Annotated in this window: 11 protein-coding genes; 5 read left to right on the forward strand and 6 right to left on the reverse strand. The window is 53.9% G+C overall.

The annotated features are described in order from the left end of the window. Window positions 1–221: 221 nt before the first annotated feature. The 5 genes from LOC67_RS10100 to LOC67_RS10125 all read left to right on the forward strand — a co-directional run bounded on the left by LOC67_RS10100 (window position 222) and on the right by LOC67_RS10125 (window position 8,999). The gene (locus LOC67_RS10100; protein ID WP_230262474.1) at window positions 222–1,625 is read left to right on the forward strand and encodes a dihydrolipoyl dehydrogenase family protein; all 1,404 of its coding nucleotides are present in this window, start codon (window positions 222–224) and stop codon (window positions 1,623–1,625) included. 202 nt (window positions 1,626–1,827) lie between these two features. After that, complete coding sequence (locus tag LOC67_RS27565; RefSeq protein ID WP_315861051.1) at window positions 1,828–3,684, forward strand: DUF1559 domain-containing protein; 1,857 nt, start codon at window positions 1,828–1,830, stop codon at window positions 3,682–3,684. Window positions 3,685–3,999: 315 nt separating this feature from the next. After that, a complete protein-coding gene (locus tag LOC67_RS10115; protein ID WP_230262475.1) occupies window positions 4,000–5,445 on the forward strand; it encodes a TonB-dependent receptor in 1,446 nt (481 codons plus the stop codon). 184 nt (window positions 5,446–5,629) lie between these two features. Next, window positions 5,630–7,516: a DUF1559 domain-containing protein gene (locus tag LOC67_RS10120; protein ID WP_230262476.1), complete on the forward strand. Its 1,887-nt coding sequence runs from the start codon at window positions 5,630–5,632 to the stop codon at window positions 7,514–7,516. 85 nt (window positions 7,517–7,601) lie between these two features. Further along, a complete protein-coding gene (locus LOC67_RS10125) occupies window positions 7,602–8,999 on the forward strand; it encodes a DUF1559 domain-containing protein (RefSeq protein ID WP_230262477.1) in 1,398 nt (465 codons plus the stop codon). Window positions 9,000–9,007: 8 nt separating this feature from the next. Here LOC67_RS10125 and LOC67_RS10130 read toward each other — a convergent pair whose 3' ends face one another. The 6 genes from LOC67_RS10130 to LOC67_RS10155 are packed head-to-tail and all read right to left on the reverse strand — an operon-like array spanning window position 9,008 to window position 14,626. Beyond that, window positions 9,008–10,381 (reverse strand): hypothetical protein, encoded by a 1,374-nt coding sequence (locus LOC67_RS10130; RefSeq protein ID WP_230262478.1) that lies wholly within the window; start codon window positions 10,379–10,381, stop codon window positions 9,008–9,010. A gap of 8 nt (window positions 10,382–10,389) precedes the next feature. Continuing rightward, window positions 10,390–10,959, reverse strand: coding sequence for an RNA polymerase sigma factor (locus tag LOC67_RS10135; RefSeq protein ID WP_230262479.1), 570 nt, complete (start codon window positions 10,957–10,959; stop codon window positions 10,390–10,392). Window positions 10,960–10,974: 15 nt separating this feature from the next. Then, window positions 10,975–11,496 (reverse strand): DMT family transporter, encoded by a 522-nt coding sequence (locus LOC67_RS10140; protein ID WP_230262480.1) that lies wholly within the window; start codon window positions 11,494–11,496, stop codon window positions 10,975–10,977. A 30-nt stretch (window positions 11,497–11,526) separates the two neighbouring features. Then, window positions 11,527–11,940, reverse strand: a complete 414-nt coding sequence (panD, locus tag LOC67_RS10145) for an aspartate 1-decarboxylase (RefSeq protein ID WP_230262481.1) — start codon at window positions 11,938–11,940, stop codon at window positions 11,527–11,529. Beyond that, window positions 11,937–12,311: a response regulator gene (locus LOC67_RS10150; protein ID WP_230262482.1), complete on the reverse strand. Its 375-nt coding sequence runs from the start codon at window positions 12,309–12,311 to the stop codon at window positions 11,937–11,939. Before LOC67_RS10150 ends, panD begins: the two co-directional genes overlap by 4 nt. Beyond that, window positions 12,308–14,626 carry a PQQ-binding-like beta-propeller repeat protein gene (locus LOC67_RS10155; protein WP_230262483.1) on the reverse strand — a complete coding sequence of 773 codons (2,319 nt, stop codon included), beginning with the start codon at window positions 14,624–14,626 and terminating at the stop codon, window positions 12,308–12,310. The genes LOC67_RS10150 and LOC67_RS10155 overlap by 4 nt, the downstream gene beginning before the upstream one ends. Window positions 14,627–14,776 lie beyond the last annotated feature (150 nt).

Below are 14,776 nucleotides of genomic sequence, written 5' to 3' on the forward strand. Positions count from 1 at the left end.
ATGGAGCGAAGCTCTGCGGCTTTTGATCTCTGATAGATATTCCGACGACATGACCTGAAATCGACCGTGTCATGATGAACCAGTTGCCTGAGCTGTCTCTTCTTATCACGAAGTCTTGCGATCCAAACAATTGCTGACTTGATAGAAGTGAACGGTATATCCGTTGCTACAGATGCCGGCGTCCAATTGGCGAAGTGATAATCTGGAGGCGATCGGGAATCATGCTTAAACGCGAACACCAGCACAGCGCAGGCGCATCATCTTCTATAGAGACGTTTGATCTAGTGGTGCTTGGCAGCGGGCCTGCGGCTAAATCGGTTGCCGAGGATGCGAGCGAAAGCGGTCACCGAGTGGCCTTGGTGGAGAGTCGCCGTTTTGGCGGAACGTGTGCGCTACGCGGTTGTAACCCAAAGAAGGTCTTGACCAATGCAGCTCTGCTGCTGGATCGAATGCGCTCGGCCAAAGGTTCCCTGTTCGAATCCACTGAGATTAAAACGGACTGGAAAACTCTGCATCGATTCCAAAGGGAGTTTACCGATCCGGTCGCCGAAAACACCGAATCGAATTTGAATGACAAAGGTATCGCGACGTTTCAAGGCGAAGCAAGTTTTATTGATCAGAACACAATTCGCGTTCACTCGGGAAGGGACGATCGGACGGTGAAGGCTGCGAAGTTTTTGATCGCGACCGGAGCCACGCCGAGGCCGCTTGATTTTGCGGGTAGTGAATTCTTAACGAGAAGTGATCAGTTTCTCGCACTCGAACAAATCCCGAAACGCATCCTATTTGTCGGTGGCGGGTACATCTCGATGGAATTCGGCCACGTTGCTTGCGCGTTAGGTTGTGAAGTCACTATCGTCGAACAATCCGAACAGTTGATGAAAGGTTTTGATCCCGACTTGGTTGAACAGCTAAAAGCATGGTCAATTCGGAAGGGGATTCGATTCCAAACTGGAGCACGCATTGAATCAATCCATCATATGAACAACGGGTCGCTTGAGATCGCGACCGATGGAAAGGATGTGATCCATGCTGATATGGCGGTGCACGGAGCTGGCCGGATTCCAAACATTCAGTCACTGAATCTGGAAAGCGCTGGGATTGAGTATTCGGACGACGGGATTCAGGTCGATTCATTTCTGCGATCAACCAACTGCCCTCACGTTTTTGCAGCAGGGGATTGTGCCGACAACGGTGGCGCGATGTTAACGCCGGTTGCGAACGAAGATGCCTATGTCGTCAGTAAGAATCTATTTGCTGATGAACCTTCGCATCGACCGGACTATAAAGGAATCGCATCGGCAGCGTTTACATGTCCGCCGATCGCTTCGGTCGGTTGCTCAGAACGCCAAGCGAGACAGGACGGCTACGAGATTGATGTTCATAAACGTGATACGTCAACCTGGGGTAGCGTACGGAAGACCGGCTTGCCATGCGCAGGCTACAAAGTCATCGTGGATCGATCGAATGATCAAATCTTAGGGGCACACTTGTTGGGCGTCGGTGCTGAAGATCAGATCAACCTATTCGCATTAGCGATCAAACATGGCATCGACACGAGGGCCATCAAATCGATGCCGTTTGCATACCCAACGCTGACGGCGGACTTGAAACGAATGGTATAACCCTGCGGTGATATTGGACGCTTTTCACCGGCTACATTTGGCAACGGAGGTCGAACGCAACGAACGATTTTGGTTCCTCCGTCGTACTATCGGTGAGGCTTTGATTGGGGGACTCGCTGGCACTGGCAGATGCGTTGGCTGATGTACTGGCAGGGGCTAGATCGAGCGAACCGTTTTCATCCGTGGCGAGCGGGGTAGATCGATGAAATCTAGTTTCGACGCGTTCGTGTTGTTGAAATGGGCGATAGTCCTTGTCTCAATCAAATTCTTCGTCGCGATCCTATGGCAGTACCGTTGGTACTTTCCGCCTGATTTCGACCTGTCGCCCTTTCTAGCCGGGCGCAGGCATTCGTTCAGTGGCTGGTATGCAGCTTCGTTTTACCTGCACATCTTTGTCAGTCCGATCGCATTGGCGCTAGGAACCTTCTTGATGTTTTCGCCGACGAAAGGGGAAAAACATCGACGGATCGGGAAGGTACAAAGCATGGTGGTGCTCTTTGGTGTGGTTCCGTCGGGACTGTTGATGAGCCAGCAAGCTTATGGAGGATCTGTCGCGGAAGCTGCTTTCATCGCACAATCGATCACGACAGGCGTCACCATGTTGATGGCGGCGCATTTTGCAATGCGTCGGGATTTCGATCGGCATCAGCTCTGGGCAAAGCGATGTTATTTGATGCTGTGGTCACCGTTGCTTTTGCGAGCGATCGCTGGAGTGATGATCGTGACCGGATGGGAATCGACGCAATCGTATCAAGCCAATGCGTGGATCAGTTGGTTGCTTCCGTTGATCTGTTTTGAAGTGCATCTTCGTTGGGTAGGCGACCGGACTACGAAAGGCGACGAACTTCGATCTGATCAGCGTTCGGCCGTTGGCCGACTAGATTTGAATCGAACCAGTCGTCGATTGTCAAAAGCGTTCACGATCATTGAGGTACTGGTCATTCTTGCCGTGATTGGGGTTCTCGTCGGCCTATTGCTTCCCAGTGTCAGGACGGCTCGCGAAGCGGCGCGGCGGATGAGTTGTTCAAACAACATCAAGCAGATTGGGTTGGCGATTCACAACTACCATTCGGCATACAAGCAGTTGCCAAAACAAATGGATGGAACGTTTGCGGCGACCCATCAGTCCCAGTCTGACCGTGATCACAACGGCTATCGATTAAGTTTCCTCGTTGGCCTGCTGCCATTTGCCGAGCAGCAACGCCTATGGGAAGAAATCACAGACGGCGAAAAGTCAGTCACGATGGGGCCGCCACCATGGAGCAATGAATTCAAGCCATGGACGACCGAAGTGCCAACATGGCGTTGTCCCTCTGATCCTGGAATCGGGTCGCCGGGGCTGGCGCGAACCAATTTTGCAGCATGCCTGGGTGATGCGATTGAAGGGTTGCAGCACGGGGCTGCCCGTTGGGATTCGAGGCTTTCCGCTTGGGTGTCCGTCGACACCGAACAGCTGGATGCGACAGGTCGCGGGGCGTTCGTGCCTCGAAAAGTCATCGCGTTTGAAGACATTCTTGATGGTCTTTCTAACACCATCATTGGTGCGGAGATCGCGACCGATTTGGGTGACGGTGATATTCGCACGGCGCCACTTCAGGTGGAAGAACTGCAGGTGATTGTCGATCAACCCAATTGGTGCAAGGATCGACGAGATCCCGATAACCCATCGGTTTGGAACGACTATCAAGACCAGCTGGAGCAGCGATTCGGAGCGCTCGATCGTCGTCGAGGGTTACGATGGGCCGATGGTGCAGCGTTGTACACGGGCATGAACACAATCCTTCCGCCCAATCGTGAGATCAGTCTGTCCGGCGGTGACGCCGGTATCGGGATGTTGGCTTCATCGAGTCGTCACTACGGCGGCACCCATGTATTGATGGGCGACGGCGCGGTCATTTTCATCACCGATTCGATCGACTGTGGCGATCTGGATTCAGGCACGGTGGTTTTGCATGGGGAAGATGGCCGTGCACCGGGATCTCCCAGCCCCTACGGCATCTGGGGTGCTTTGGGGACGAGGCAGTCCAAAGAAGTGATCGATGAACAGATCAATCGATGAGCTTTTCAATTGACCGTTATCAGGTTGACGAGGGTTAAGGGATGCCCAGCGCGACACCCTGACACCAAGGTGCTGACGCGTTGGATCATCCCAGGTCTGGTAAAGACGATGAATCCGATCGTGTCGGTTTCGATGCGTCGAGCACACGGGGTTTATACCACCTCAGATGACGGTTTCTCCTTAATCAAAGGCTTTTGTAGCCAGCTTATCATTCACGAATTTGATTGCGCGAAAAAGTGTCGCAGGTTTCGGACGACTTCACGTTAGAAGTCGCATCCACGCAAGTGAACCAGCACAGGAAGAGGCGCCTTCACCATGTTTCGTAACTCGGTACGTTCGCAACCCACCGAAACGCTCGATACCCATCAGAAAGCGCTTGAGGTCAACCTTGATCCACGCCGCTATGGGACGTTCGCCGAAATTGGTGCTGGTCAAGAAGTTGTTCGTTGGTTCTTTCGCGTTGGCGGTGCCGCTGGGACGATCGCCAAAAGTATGTCGGCCTACGACATGAAAGTAAGCGATGCGATCTACGGGCGTGCTTCACGGTACGTTTGTCGCGAACGGCTTGAAGCAATGCTGGACTATGAGCAGAAGCTCAACATCGACCGCCTGAAGGAACAACGCGGCGACACAACTACATTTTTCTCATTCGCCGATACCGTTTCGGCACGAAACTTTCATGGCACCAACGCTTGCCACGGGTGGATCGGGATCAAGTTCCAGGCTCACCCTCAGGACGAAGACAGCCAAATTATTTTGCACGTCCGAATGTTGGACGATGAGGCCGCGCTGCAGCAAGAAGCCCTCGGGATTGTCGGTGTGAACTTGATCCACGGGGCGTTCGCGTTGCACCACGAGCCGGACTTGTTGATCGCATCGCTTTTGGACGGACTGTCAACGAGTCGAATTGAGATCGACATGATCGAATTTTCCGGCATCGCTTTTCGCAGCGTTGACAATCGACTGATGAGCCTACGTTTGGTCGAGCTGGGACTGAGCGGTGCGGCAATGTTCGCTGCCGACGGCACGGTTTTGCAACCTTCGGAATTCTTCTATCGCAAAGCCATCTTGGTCGAACGCGGTAGCTTTCGCCCAGTTTGCAACGTGAACTTGGACATGTTGCGATGTGCCCACGATAAGTTTTCAAAGCTCCCGAGCGTGGCCGGCAAGGAGGTCGCACAGGTCATGGAGCTGACGATGAATAACTTGAAGGCAGAGGGAGAGATTGACCTCAATGACTTCTTGGCACGTGCCGATGTCATGGCGGCGTGTGGGCTGCCGGTGTTGATCTCGGACTACTTTCGATACTTCAAACTCGCTGCCTACCTGTCGACGCTGACCAAAGAAAGTATTGCGATCACCATGGGTGCCGGAAGCGTCATGGAGCTATTTGACGAGCAGTACTACACCAGTCTGGACGGCGGCATTCTGGAGTCATTTGGGCGTCTTTTCAAAAATGACCTGAAAATCTATTGCTATCCGATGCTGGATTCCACATCGGGAACATTGATGACTTGCAATAACCTGCAAGTCCAGGCTCCACTGAAGCAGCTGTTCGGATATCTGCACGACCGAGGATGTATTCAAGACGTCGAAAACTACACTCCCGAATGTTTGAGAATCCGTTCACGCGAAGTGTTGAAAAAGATCAAAGAAGGCGACATGAGCTGGGAGTCCATGGTTCCCGACAAGGTCGCCGAAGTGATCAAGAAGAAGCGATATTTCGATCACAATCCGGAATTCGAAACTGCAGACTATTGATCGAGACCTTTATCTGAGCCCAACGATCGTTGACTGAAGCGGAGCGGCGATCGCTGTCGATGGATAGAACATTGGCAGTGGGCTGATAAGGATTTCGGTATCTCGTTTTCATCGATCCCCCTGCTTTGCTAAACTTGATCACGACGGATTGATCAAAGTTTCCATTCGAAAGGGGGGAGCGTCCATGAAAGGCTATTTTCGTCAGATCGACTGCATCGTGTTGCTGGCAGTCGGGATGGCGCTGATTTCGATCCTTTCGATGGGCACGTTGCGTCGACGCTCGACTGCTCGGGCCGTGGACTGTCAACAGAACCTCAGCAAGTTGGCGCTCGCCTCGCTGAACTACCACTCTGCCCATCGCCAGTATCCTACTGGTGCCGGTGGGACGACACCGGGTGGTAAAGATCCGACGAAAGGAAACGATCTTCGTTTGGGTGCCTTCGTCGCGATGTTGCCGTTTTATGAACACGTCGACGTCTACGACAAGTTGACCGCTCCCTTCGAAAAGGACGGGGTTTCGTTTCCCGTGATGGGGCCCGTGCCGAGTTATGACCCGGCGGTTTACGAGCCCTGGTCAATGCGACCGAGTGAATTGGTGTGTCCTGATGATCCATATCACGATGACATGCCGATGGCGATCAGCTATGTGCTCAACTACGGCGACGCGGTTTACTTGGCTGGTGATCTGTGTGGCTATTCGACATCCGATTTTCAACAGATCACGGCAACCTTGGCAGCCCACCGAGGTGTCTTTGCCCGTGAAAGGGTCGTCCGGATTCGCGATGTCATCGATGGGACTTCGAACACGTTGATGTTTGCGGAAGCCAAGATTGAAGGCCCAGCCGTTGCGAAGGATATCAAGCAGTTGCCGTTGAATCCTTCGTTGGCATTAAAGCGATACCCGCAAAGCCAGCTTTGGCCGAAAGGACGTGATTCACTTTGGTGTTCCGGGCTTCTAAGATCAACGGGCTTTCAAACGATCTTGCCACCGAACTCACCTTCGGCAACGTCCGACTTGGGCGAACACACCTGTGTGATGTCTGCGTCCAGCTTTCACGGTAGCGGAGTCCACGTTGCGTTCGCGGATGGGAGAATTGGATTCGTCAGTGCATCCGTCGATGTCGGTGATTCCACTAGCCCTAGCGTCGGGATCGCAAAGGGACCCATGGCCGGTGCGAAGCTATTGCGTCCCGGAAGGGGCAGCCCTTATGGCGTCTGGGGGGCGATGGGGACACGAGGTTCCAGGGAGTCGGTTTCCAGAGAGGCAATGCAATCATTCAAAGAGCTTCCTACCGATCAGCCCGCGAAGACACCCACAGAACCTGAACCGCACCAAGAAACGTCTAAGCCAATTCCCATGACGCCGCCCGAGGCAGAAAAGGATCCATCAGGCGATCGCGAAAAACAACCAGTAATGTTGGAGCCACCTGTCGCGCCAAACCCCGCAAACACGGGCCCCGAAGACACTGTTCCCTCTAGCACCGTGAAGCGACCCGATTCAGAGCCGCCAGTCTCGGTGGACGATGCTGCTAGCCCAACAGACCCAGCGTCTGTCAAGTTGCCACCTAAAACCTGGAAGCTCGCCGCTGAGGGTAAGACGGTCGTCGGGTGGTTGGTATCTTGCGACGACGCGGGGAATGTTTCGATGCGATTGCCAGATGGAAAGACAGCGGAGTTTGTGCTGACCGATTTTGCGTCGAAAGATGCGTATCAAATTGTGCAGAATCGCAAAGGGAATCGTGAGGCCGCGATCGATTCGCTGCGCCCCCGGTTGGTGGAAGCCATCGCGTTGCTTGAGAAAAAACAGTTCAGCGACTTTTTAAAACGCTTCTACCATCCTCAGCCTGTATCAGCCGAGCAGACCAAAGAAATCTCTGACCGTGTGTCCCGACGCCGTGGTGTTTTGATTCAGGTTCTTGATGAAGCGATCCGATCAATCGAAAGTGGTGATATCGAGATGCAGGCGACTGAAAAAGGGTTTTCCGTCGAATTCAAAGCCAACACTCAAGATAATGCTCCGGCTCTGTTGATGACTTTCCTTGAAGGAACGTGGTTTGTGACGGGGCTCTAAAATCAGCTGTTAAGTCGTCCGTTATCTAACGCGACGTCGGCACATCAATAGGCGCAAGTTTCGCGGGCAAGCGATTGACCAAATTATGAAACGGGAATCGAATCGACCGGCAAACGCGTTGGCAATGCTGATTTTCGGTTTGATTCTTGTCGCAATGTTACCGCGTCAATTGATCAGCCAGCGTGAATCGACACGTTCGTCTGTTTGTGCAGATCACTTACGAGAGATCACATCGGGGCTTCATAACTATTCCAATGCCTTCAAGCGGCTTCCGCCGGGAACCGGTGGCACCTGGTCGGGACAGGATCCCTCCAAAAGCAACCAAGGACGTTTGGGACCGTTGGTCGGACTGTTGCCGTTCATCGGTCACACCAAAACATGGGAGATCATCGCATCGCCTTTGAACACCGAAAACGGAATGTCCTTTCCACCGATGGGGCCGACTCCGACATTCAACCCGGAACGCTATCCGCCTTGGGCAATGGCGCCGGAAGTTTATCTTTGTCCGACCTCGGCGAGTGTTCTAAATAGGGAATCTCAGGTCGTTACGTCGTTGCGCGAGCCAGAACGAAAACTGACCGTGACGAGCTATGTCGCATGCTTTGGTGATTCGACAACGATGCAGGGTGAAATCCTTGATTTATCGGATCCGTTGATGCGAGACCTCGTGCGGCAACGCAACGCGTCAAATCGAGGCATGTTTGTCACCGGGCGTTCGATTCGACTAAGTGATTGCACCGATGGGCTATCCAACACGGTGATTTACTCGGAGACGATCGCCAGCCTGCGTCGTCTTGACGGCCAGAGCGAGATCGTCCGCAACGTTCAAGGTCTAAGCAAGCAACCTTCGCTTTGCATTGAAGCTGCACAAAAGGAAGATCGACAGTTTTGGAAGTTTGGTCGCGGCGCGAGGTGGAGCGATGGGTGGCCATTGTTGACCGGGTTTCAAACCGTGCTACCACCCAATTCGCCATCTTGTACGTCGCCTTTTGGAGCGATCGACCCCGTCGTCTCGGCGAGTAGCCTTCACCCTGATGGAGTTCATATCGCGCTCGCCGATGGGGCGGTTCGATTCATCACCGACAGAATTGATACCGGTGATCTTGATGTGGCTGGCGTCGCTAGCGGTGAAGGGTACGCCCAACCTGATTCGGAAAGTCCCTACGGACTGTGGGGTGCGATCGGAAGTCGAAACGCAGGCGAAATCGTTCCCAACGGTTTGCCAGACATCCCGGAAATCAAACAGCAATCGGAAGTGGCAGACGACCTGAGCAATACAGACGAGCTCTATTCATGGACAGATCACCAAAGCGGTGACGAACTGTCAGCGAAGTTCATTGAAATTCGCGATCAGACAACGGTACGTCTTAAACACCAATCGGGCTCTATTCATGAAGTCCCACTGAACTCTCTAGCCCCCAGCGAAATCGTTCGTGCTGTCGAACTAGATTTGATTCGCAAGGCCGCGATGGATTCACTGTAATAGGTTGATCAGTGCTTGGGCCGAGGCCACCAACGGCGTTTCGATTCGGGCGGATGGTCGAGCATCGATTGCAATCGTTCACCCAGAGCGGCACTTGCTTCTGAATCCGAAAGGTCAATCTTGTCGCAAAGCGAATCGATCCAATTGACACGATGGTTGGCGATGAAGGAATTGGCAATCAATTGAAGCAACGAGCGGACATCGATTTCGATTCGACGAGGAAGTGTTTTTGACAAGTCGTTGTCCCAAGTCGCAAAGTAGCGTCGCCAGCCATTCAAACTAGACGCCGCATCGATCAATCGGGTTTCACCATCATGTCCGATAACAACATTGCTGGGCGTGATCGATCCATGAGTGGCTCCGGTACGATGCGCCGCCGCCAATGCATAGGCAACGCGTACATAGATTGTCAGCCGGTCGTTGATTGATCGCGTGGGATCATGGTCGTATTCGGACAGTAGCGTCCCAAAGACCCAGGGCCGAACCACCGCCAAGTGCGTTCGGTTCATCGCGGCGATCCGCGGTGCGTCCCAACATGGATGTGAAACGTTGCTGGCCTGTTCACACAGATCCAAAATTCGAGTCTTCTGCAAAGCATCAGCAGTGATCGGAAACGGAATGACTTTCATCGCGACAAAATCGCCTCGATTCGTATCGCGTCCTTTGACAAGCCAGCTTCTGCCTAGCGGGCTAATCGTGGAAGCGATGCACTTGGCGCTTGCCATCCAGTCCGGCGGTCGGATCGGAATCGGGACGTCGATTGAATCTTCGCGTTGGTGTCCGTCTTCTGGAAACGGCGAGTTCGGTTTGACAACGCCGGCTCCAGCGATTGTTAAGTCTCGCTCTAATTCGAACCCGCTTGAGCCACCACTTTGTGGCTCGGAGATAGGCTTTGGTGCCGCAGTGCTGATTTGCGAATCCGCAATCGGCTGAACGTTTGGCTTGCGAAGAGGTTCGCTATTGGAAAAGCCCGCATGGTTGGCCGAACCATCCAAATAGGCAAGCTGCCGAATCGGGTCGGCGAACTTCGGGAATCGATTTGTCAGTTCGACGATATCGACCTGCTCTTTCAATTCCCGGCGTATACACATTTCCGCGTCGATTAGATCGAGGACGCTGGATTCTGATTCGGCAAGAAGCGGGAATTGACGTAGGTATTCTTCCGTGGCAGTTCGATATCCACGGCGCCAGCTGAGCATTAGGTCTAAAGCGGCCAAGTCGACAAGCATGTCTCGGCCAACTTCGCAATCTTCCAACAGTTGGATCAGTGGGGCGGATGGGTTTTCGGCGCGAATCCGTTTCAGCCACGTTCCCAGTTCATCGATCGAAACGCGGCTATCTTCGAAAGGATCGCTAGAAGAATCGTGGTCGGGGGCCGTCATCCCATCGGTCATCCGTCCATCTCCCGGATACCGATCTCGTCACGGACACGTTGCAGCGCCCTTCGCACACGCATCCGAGCGGTATCGGCTTTGATGCCGAGACGTTCACCAATCTCGCTCCAATCCCGGTTTTCCAACATCATGTCGACCGCGATGGCATCGTGTTCTCCTAGAATCGCACGGACGCGATCGGCGACCTCTCTTCGCAGCGCGACTTGGCTTGGTGAAGTTTGATCGGTGCGTAGTTTGATGTCTTCAACGGGTGTGGCTTCGTTGCGACGAAAGTCTCGGCAGTGCCTGGCCAAGGTGCGAAACGTATCGACAACTTCGTTGTCGATCGCTCGCAAGATGTAGCTCAAGATATCTTCGGCGGTCAGTTGGTCTGCATCGCTGCGGCGTGCCAAGTCGACCATGACTTCGTTACAGATATCCATCGACTCGGTTTGGCCAGTCAAACCGTATTGTCGAAGTCGTGTACGTGCACGACGTCGCAGTTGGTTTCCGAACGTTTTCCAAACGTCATCGAGCGATGCCGGTTGGGTATCAGACGTTTGTGAATCGGGTTCGTTGTCAGACATCGAAATTCGACACCGTCACTGGTCAGTCTCAGTTGGAACATTCGTCGGCACTCGATTCTGTTCCATCTGCTTCGCACCGACGATTACCAAAACGCCTAAAACTAAAAAGAAAGTTCCCAATAGACGTAAAATCGAAACCGGCGACTTGGGATTCCCTAACAATCCGAAGTGATCAAGAAACAATGCGGCGATCGTTTGGCCAGTCATCACGGCGGCAAACCAGGGCAGCGAGCCAACGCGTGGAACGAGCAGCAACGATGTCGAGACCATCACAACGCCGATCGCACCACCGGTCCAAATCCACCAAGGGAGCTGTGCAGGTGAAGTCAAAAACCGAGGTGGGAAACCACCGCCGATCAGCAGTGTCAGCAGGAACAGAATTGCCGTACCGCAGGCAAACGATATGAACGACGCCTGCAACGGATGCGCGACACTTTTGCCCAACATTCCGTTGACACTTGGTTGAGCCCCCAACAATCCCCCGGCAAGGAGTCCGACCGTGACCGCAACAATCAAGATAGCTGATGGATGATTCAAAGATCTGTCCTACAAACCGCTTGTCGTGGTTCAGGAACGACAGGGTTCTGACAGACGCCGATTGGGTCCCGGAATCTCTGGTCCCAGGTGGGCGATCTGATTTTGATCGTCAACGAAAACCAAACGGGGCCGATGGGCTTTCACTTGGTCTTCAGGAACGTAGCCATAGCTGGCAATGATGACTTTGTCGCCCGGTTGAATTAGGTGGGCGGCGGCACCATTGGCACAGATGTCACGAGACCCAGATTCGCCGGTGATCGCGTAGGTTTCCAAGCGACTGCCGCGTGTGACATTCCACACGTACACGGACTCGTAAGGCACAATCCCGGAGGCTTCCAGCAGATCGGGTGGGATCGTGATGCTGCCTTCGTAATCCAAATCCGCGCCCGTGATGGTGGCGCGGTGGATTTTGGCGGACAGCATTTTTCGAAACGGGCTATTCATGATCCCAAATAGGGCTGGAGCAGTTCAACAGTTTCGGGGTCTCGCAGTGAGAGTTTTCCGAAACCCAGAACACCACCGGCAGCCACGGCTGCCTGTTGATGTTCGTCGTAGTTGGTGACCAACATGACGGGTGTTTGGCCAACTTCATTGTCGGCTTTGATTATTTTCACCACATCAATGCCATCGGTATAGTCCCGATCCAATTTGCGGTTCACCGTCACCAAGTCAACTTGACGTTTACGCATGACTTCGAGGGTATCATCGGCACCATGGGTTTGGATGACAACCGCATCGAAGTTTGACGTCATAAACTGACGAATGGCGTGAAAGTCTGGACCACAATTACCGCAGTCGACAACCGTCTTCGTCATTTTTCTTCCGAAGCTTCAATGGCGAACAATTTATCCTTCGTGCTGATGTAGATCCGTCCGTTGGCGGCAATCGGTGTGCTGTAGACACTGCTGCCCATGTTGATCTCATCCATCGGTTCGTTGTATTGCGATCCGAATTGGAACACAGCGACGTCGCCGTCTTCGTCACCGACGTAGACATGACCGTCAGCGATCAAGGGGCTTCCCCAGCTTTGGGCCAACATATCGTAGGTGAAGTAAACCTTGGCTTGTCCGTTTTCGCCGCGAGCGTCAAGACAGTGCAGCAAACCGGAAAAGTCAGCAACGTAGATCAAGTCGTCTTTGATCGCGGCGGTGCCGATCGTGCGGTGCATTTCTTCCTCGAAGTCGATTTCACCGTCTTCGTTGGTGTCCGCAATCGAGTAGTGCCAGACCACAGCCGAGTTCGGGTTGTCGACAGCAATCTCGCTCTTTTCTGGTTCGACCGCTTGAATCCGTTTGTGTGGGATTTCGACGCGGTTGTCACCTTCGACCTTCATCGCCAATTGAGGCGAAACGTTTCCACGTTTGGTCGGGTCGATGCACCAGAAGTGGCCTTCGCCTTCACCGTGCTCGGGGTCTTGGCCGACAGCGACATAGACGAGGTCGTTGTAAATCACTGGCGTCGCGATGATGTTGTTACGCGTGCCTTCACCACCGAGAACCCATTTCGATTCTTTCGGGTTGGCATCGAACTTCCACAACAAAACGCCTTTGCCGTCTTTACCGGGACCCGCTTCAAAACTGTACAACCATCCGTCGCCACCGGCGAACAGGACCTGTGGTACACCGCCCAACACAGCAACCGCGGGGCTGGACCATTGTCCGTGCAGAATGTTCGTTCCGGGCGATGAATCTTGCCACAGCAGTTCACCGGTGTTCTTGTTCAGACAGATGAACGTGGGGGCATCAGGCGATGGCAAGTTGATGTGCGATTCGTCCAAACCGTTGCTGGTGTTGACGAACAGGTAATCACCGTAGCTGGTGACACTGCACGAACACATGTTGTGCTGGCTGGTGTAAAGCTGATCCATCATGTTGAAGATCCAGATGGTGTCAGCATCACGTTTGTCGTGAACACCAAGCTTTTTGAAAATGCTGACGTTGGGGCCAGCTTTCTTGATCGAAAGGGTGCGATCGACACCGTTGAAGTTACCCGTCGCGGTCCATGCAGATCCTTCGGTGACCACTTCGACTTTGGTATCGCCTTCGACGGCTTCACCCGCGTTTTCGAGAGCTTCTAGAACGCTTTCGGAAAGCTTACCTTCGCTGAAGCCAGCCATCGCCGCCTTACCGGCATCAGATGCCAGGGCGATGTCGGTGACGCGAGCGGTTTCGGCGGTGACAGGGCCATCATCTTCGTCGTCATAGTAGCCTTCGGTGTCCAAGCAACGGACTTCACCGCGGTTGGTGACGAACCACAGGCGTTTGCCTTCGACCAGCGGTGCACAGCAGATGCCTTGCAGAGGCCAATCGTGGACACGACCGGTGATCAGTTTTTCGCTGCTATGTTGCCACAGGAACGATCCGTCGGTTTCTGAGAACGCCAGCAAGCAACCCAAGTCAACTTGAGGTGGGTAGCGTTTCAGGTGACCGGCACCGTTGTTGGTTCCGACATACACACGGCCGTCGGCGACGACGGGATTTCCGTAGGTTTGGCTACCGAGGTTGGCATACCAGGCAATGTTTTCGGCTTTCGACTTGTCCCATTCGCCGCTACGACGATCGAACTTGCCGATGTTCCATTCTTGTGGCAATCCGGTGACGCCGGGGACGTTGTTCTTCAATCGAGAACCACCCCACTGTGGCCAGTCACCACCGGCCGAAAGCACATCTTCGGGAGACGTGGTTTCATTGACCAGAGTGGTCGCTTCGGTCGTGGCAGGTGCCGCTTCGGCGGCGGCCGGCTCAGCTGGCTTCGCTGGCTTCGCTGCGATCTTCGCGGCCGGTACGGACGCGGGTTCTTCGCTGGCGGTTTCCGCCGGAGCTTCTTCGGCAGCGGGTTCTTCTTTCATTTCAGCTTCGGCGACCTTCGCTTCCACTGGTACTTCGGCAGCCGGTGCGATCAGGGTTGGTGGTTCAACCTGGGTGATCGGTGTTTCGGAAGCGACACCATCATCGGCAGTCACGTTGTCGCCGGTGGTGTTGCTAAGAGTGTCGTCGAAGGTGGCATTGTCCGACGCGGCACGCGGGACAGCGGTGGGTGGTTTACATCCACTGGTCGCGGCGGCGGTGATGCTGCCGAGCACGAAGGCCGCGACAATCATCGAGAACGCTGAAAGTTCGTTTTTTCGCATTGCGATTATGGGGTCGAGGGACCGAGTTTATTGAGGGAGGGTGGGGAGCGTTGGTTTCGGTGCCGTTCGATTGTCGAAGGGCTCAGTTGGAAACAGAACGCTGCAAAAGCGGCGCCGCGATTGGCGCCGCGATCTCATTTTCATTCAGGC

This window comes from Stieleria sp. JC731 (assembly GCF_020966635.1).
Taxonomy (GTDB): domain Bacteria; phylum Planctomycetota; class Planctomycetia; order Pirellulales; family Pirellulaceae; genus Stieleria.

Bases quoted from the DNA above. Each gene is read 5' to 3' on its own strand.
- LOC67_RS10125 (WP_230262477.1), top strand. From the start codon at position 7,602: ATGAAACGGGAATCGAATCGACCGGCAAACGCGTTGGCAATGCTGATT.
- LOC67_RS10120 (WP_230262476.1), top strand. From the start codon at position 5,630: ATGAAAGGCTATTTTCGTCAGATCGACTGCATCGTGTTGCTGGCAGTC.
- panD (WP_230262481.1), bottom strand. From the start codon at position 11,940: ATGAATAGCCCGTTTCGAAAAATGCTGTCCGCCAAAATCCACCGCGCC.
- LOC67_RS10100 (WP_230262474.1), top strand. From the start codon at position 222: ATGCTTAAACGCGAACACCAGCACAGCGCAGGCGCATCATCTTCTATA.
- LOC67_RS27565 (WP_315861051.1), top strand. From the start codon at position 1,828: ATGAAATCTAGTTTCGACGCGTTCGTGTTGTTGAAATGGGCGATAGTC.
- LOC67_RS10135 (WP_230262479.1), bottom strand. From the start codon at position 10,959: ATGTCTGACAACGAACCCGATTCACAAACGTCTGATACCCAACCGGCA.
- LOC67_RS10130 (WP_230262478.1), bottom strand. From the start codon at position 10,381: ATGACGGCCCCCGACCACGATTCTTCTAGCGATCCTTTCGAAGATAGC.
- LOC67_RS10115 (WP_230262475.1), top strand. From the start codon at position 4,000: ATGTTTCGTAACTCGGTACGTTCGCAACCCACCGAAACGCTCGATACC.
- LOC67_RS10150 (WP_230262482.1), bottom strand. From the start codon at position 12,311: ATGACGAAGACGGTTGTCGACTGCGGTAATTGTGGTCCAGACTTTCAC.
- LOC67_RS10155 (WP_230262483.1), bottom strand. From the start codon at position 14,626: ATGCGAAAAAACGAACTTTCAGCGTTCTCGATGATTGTCGCGGCCTTC.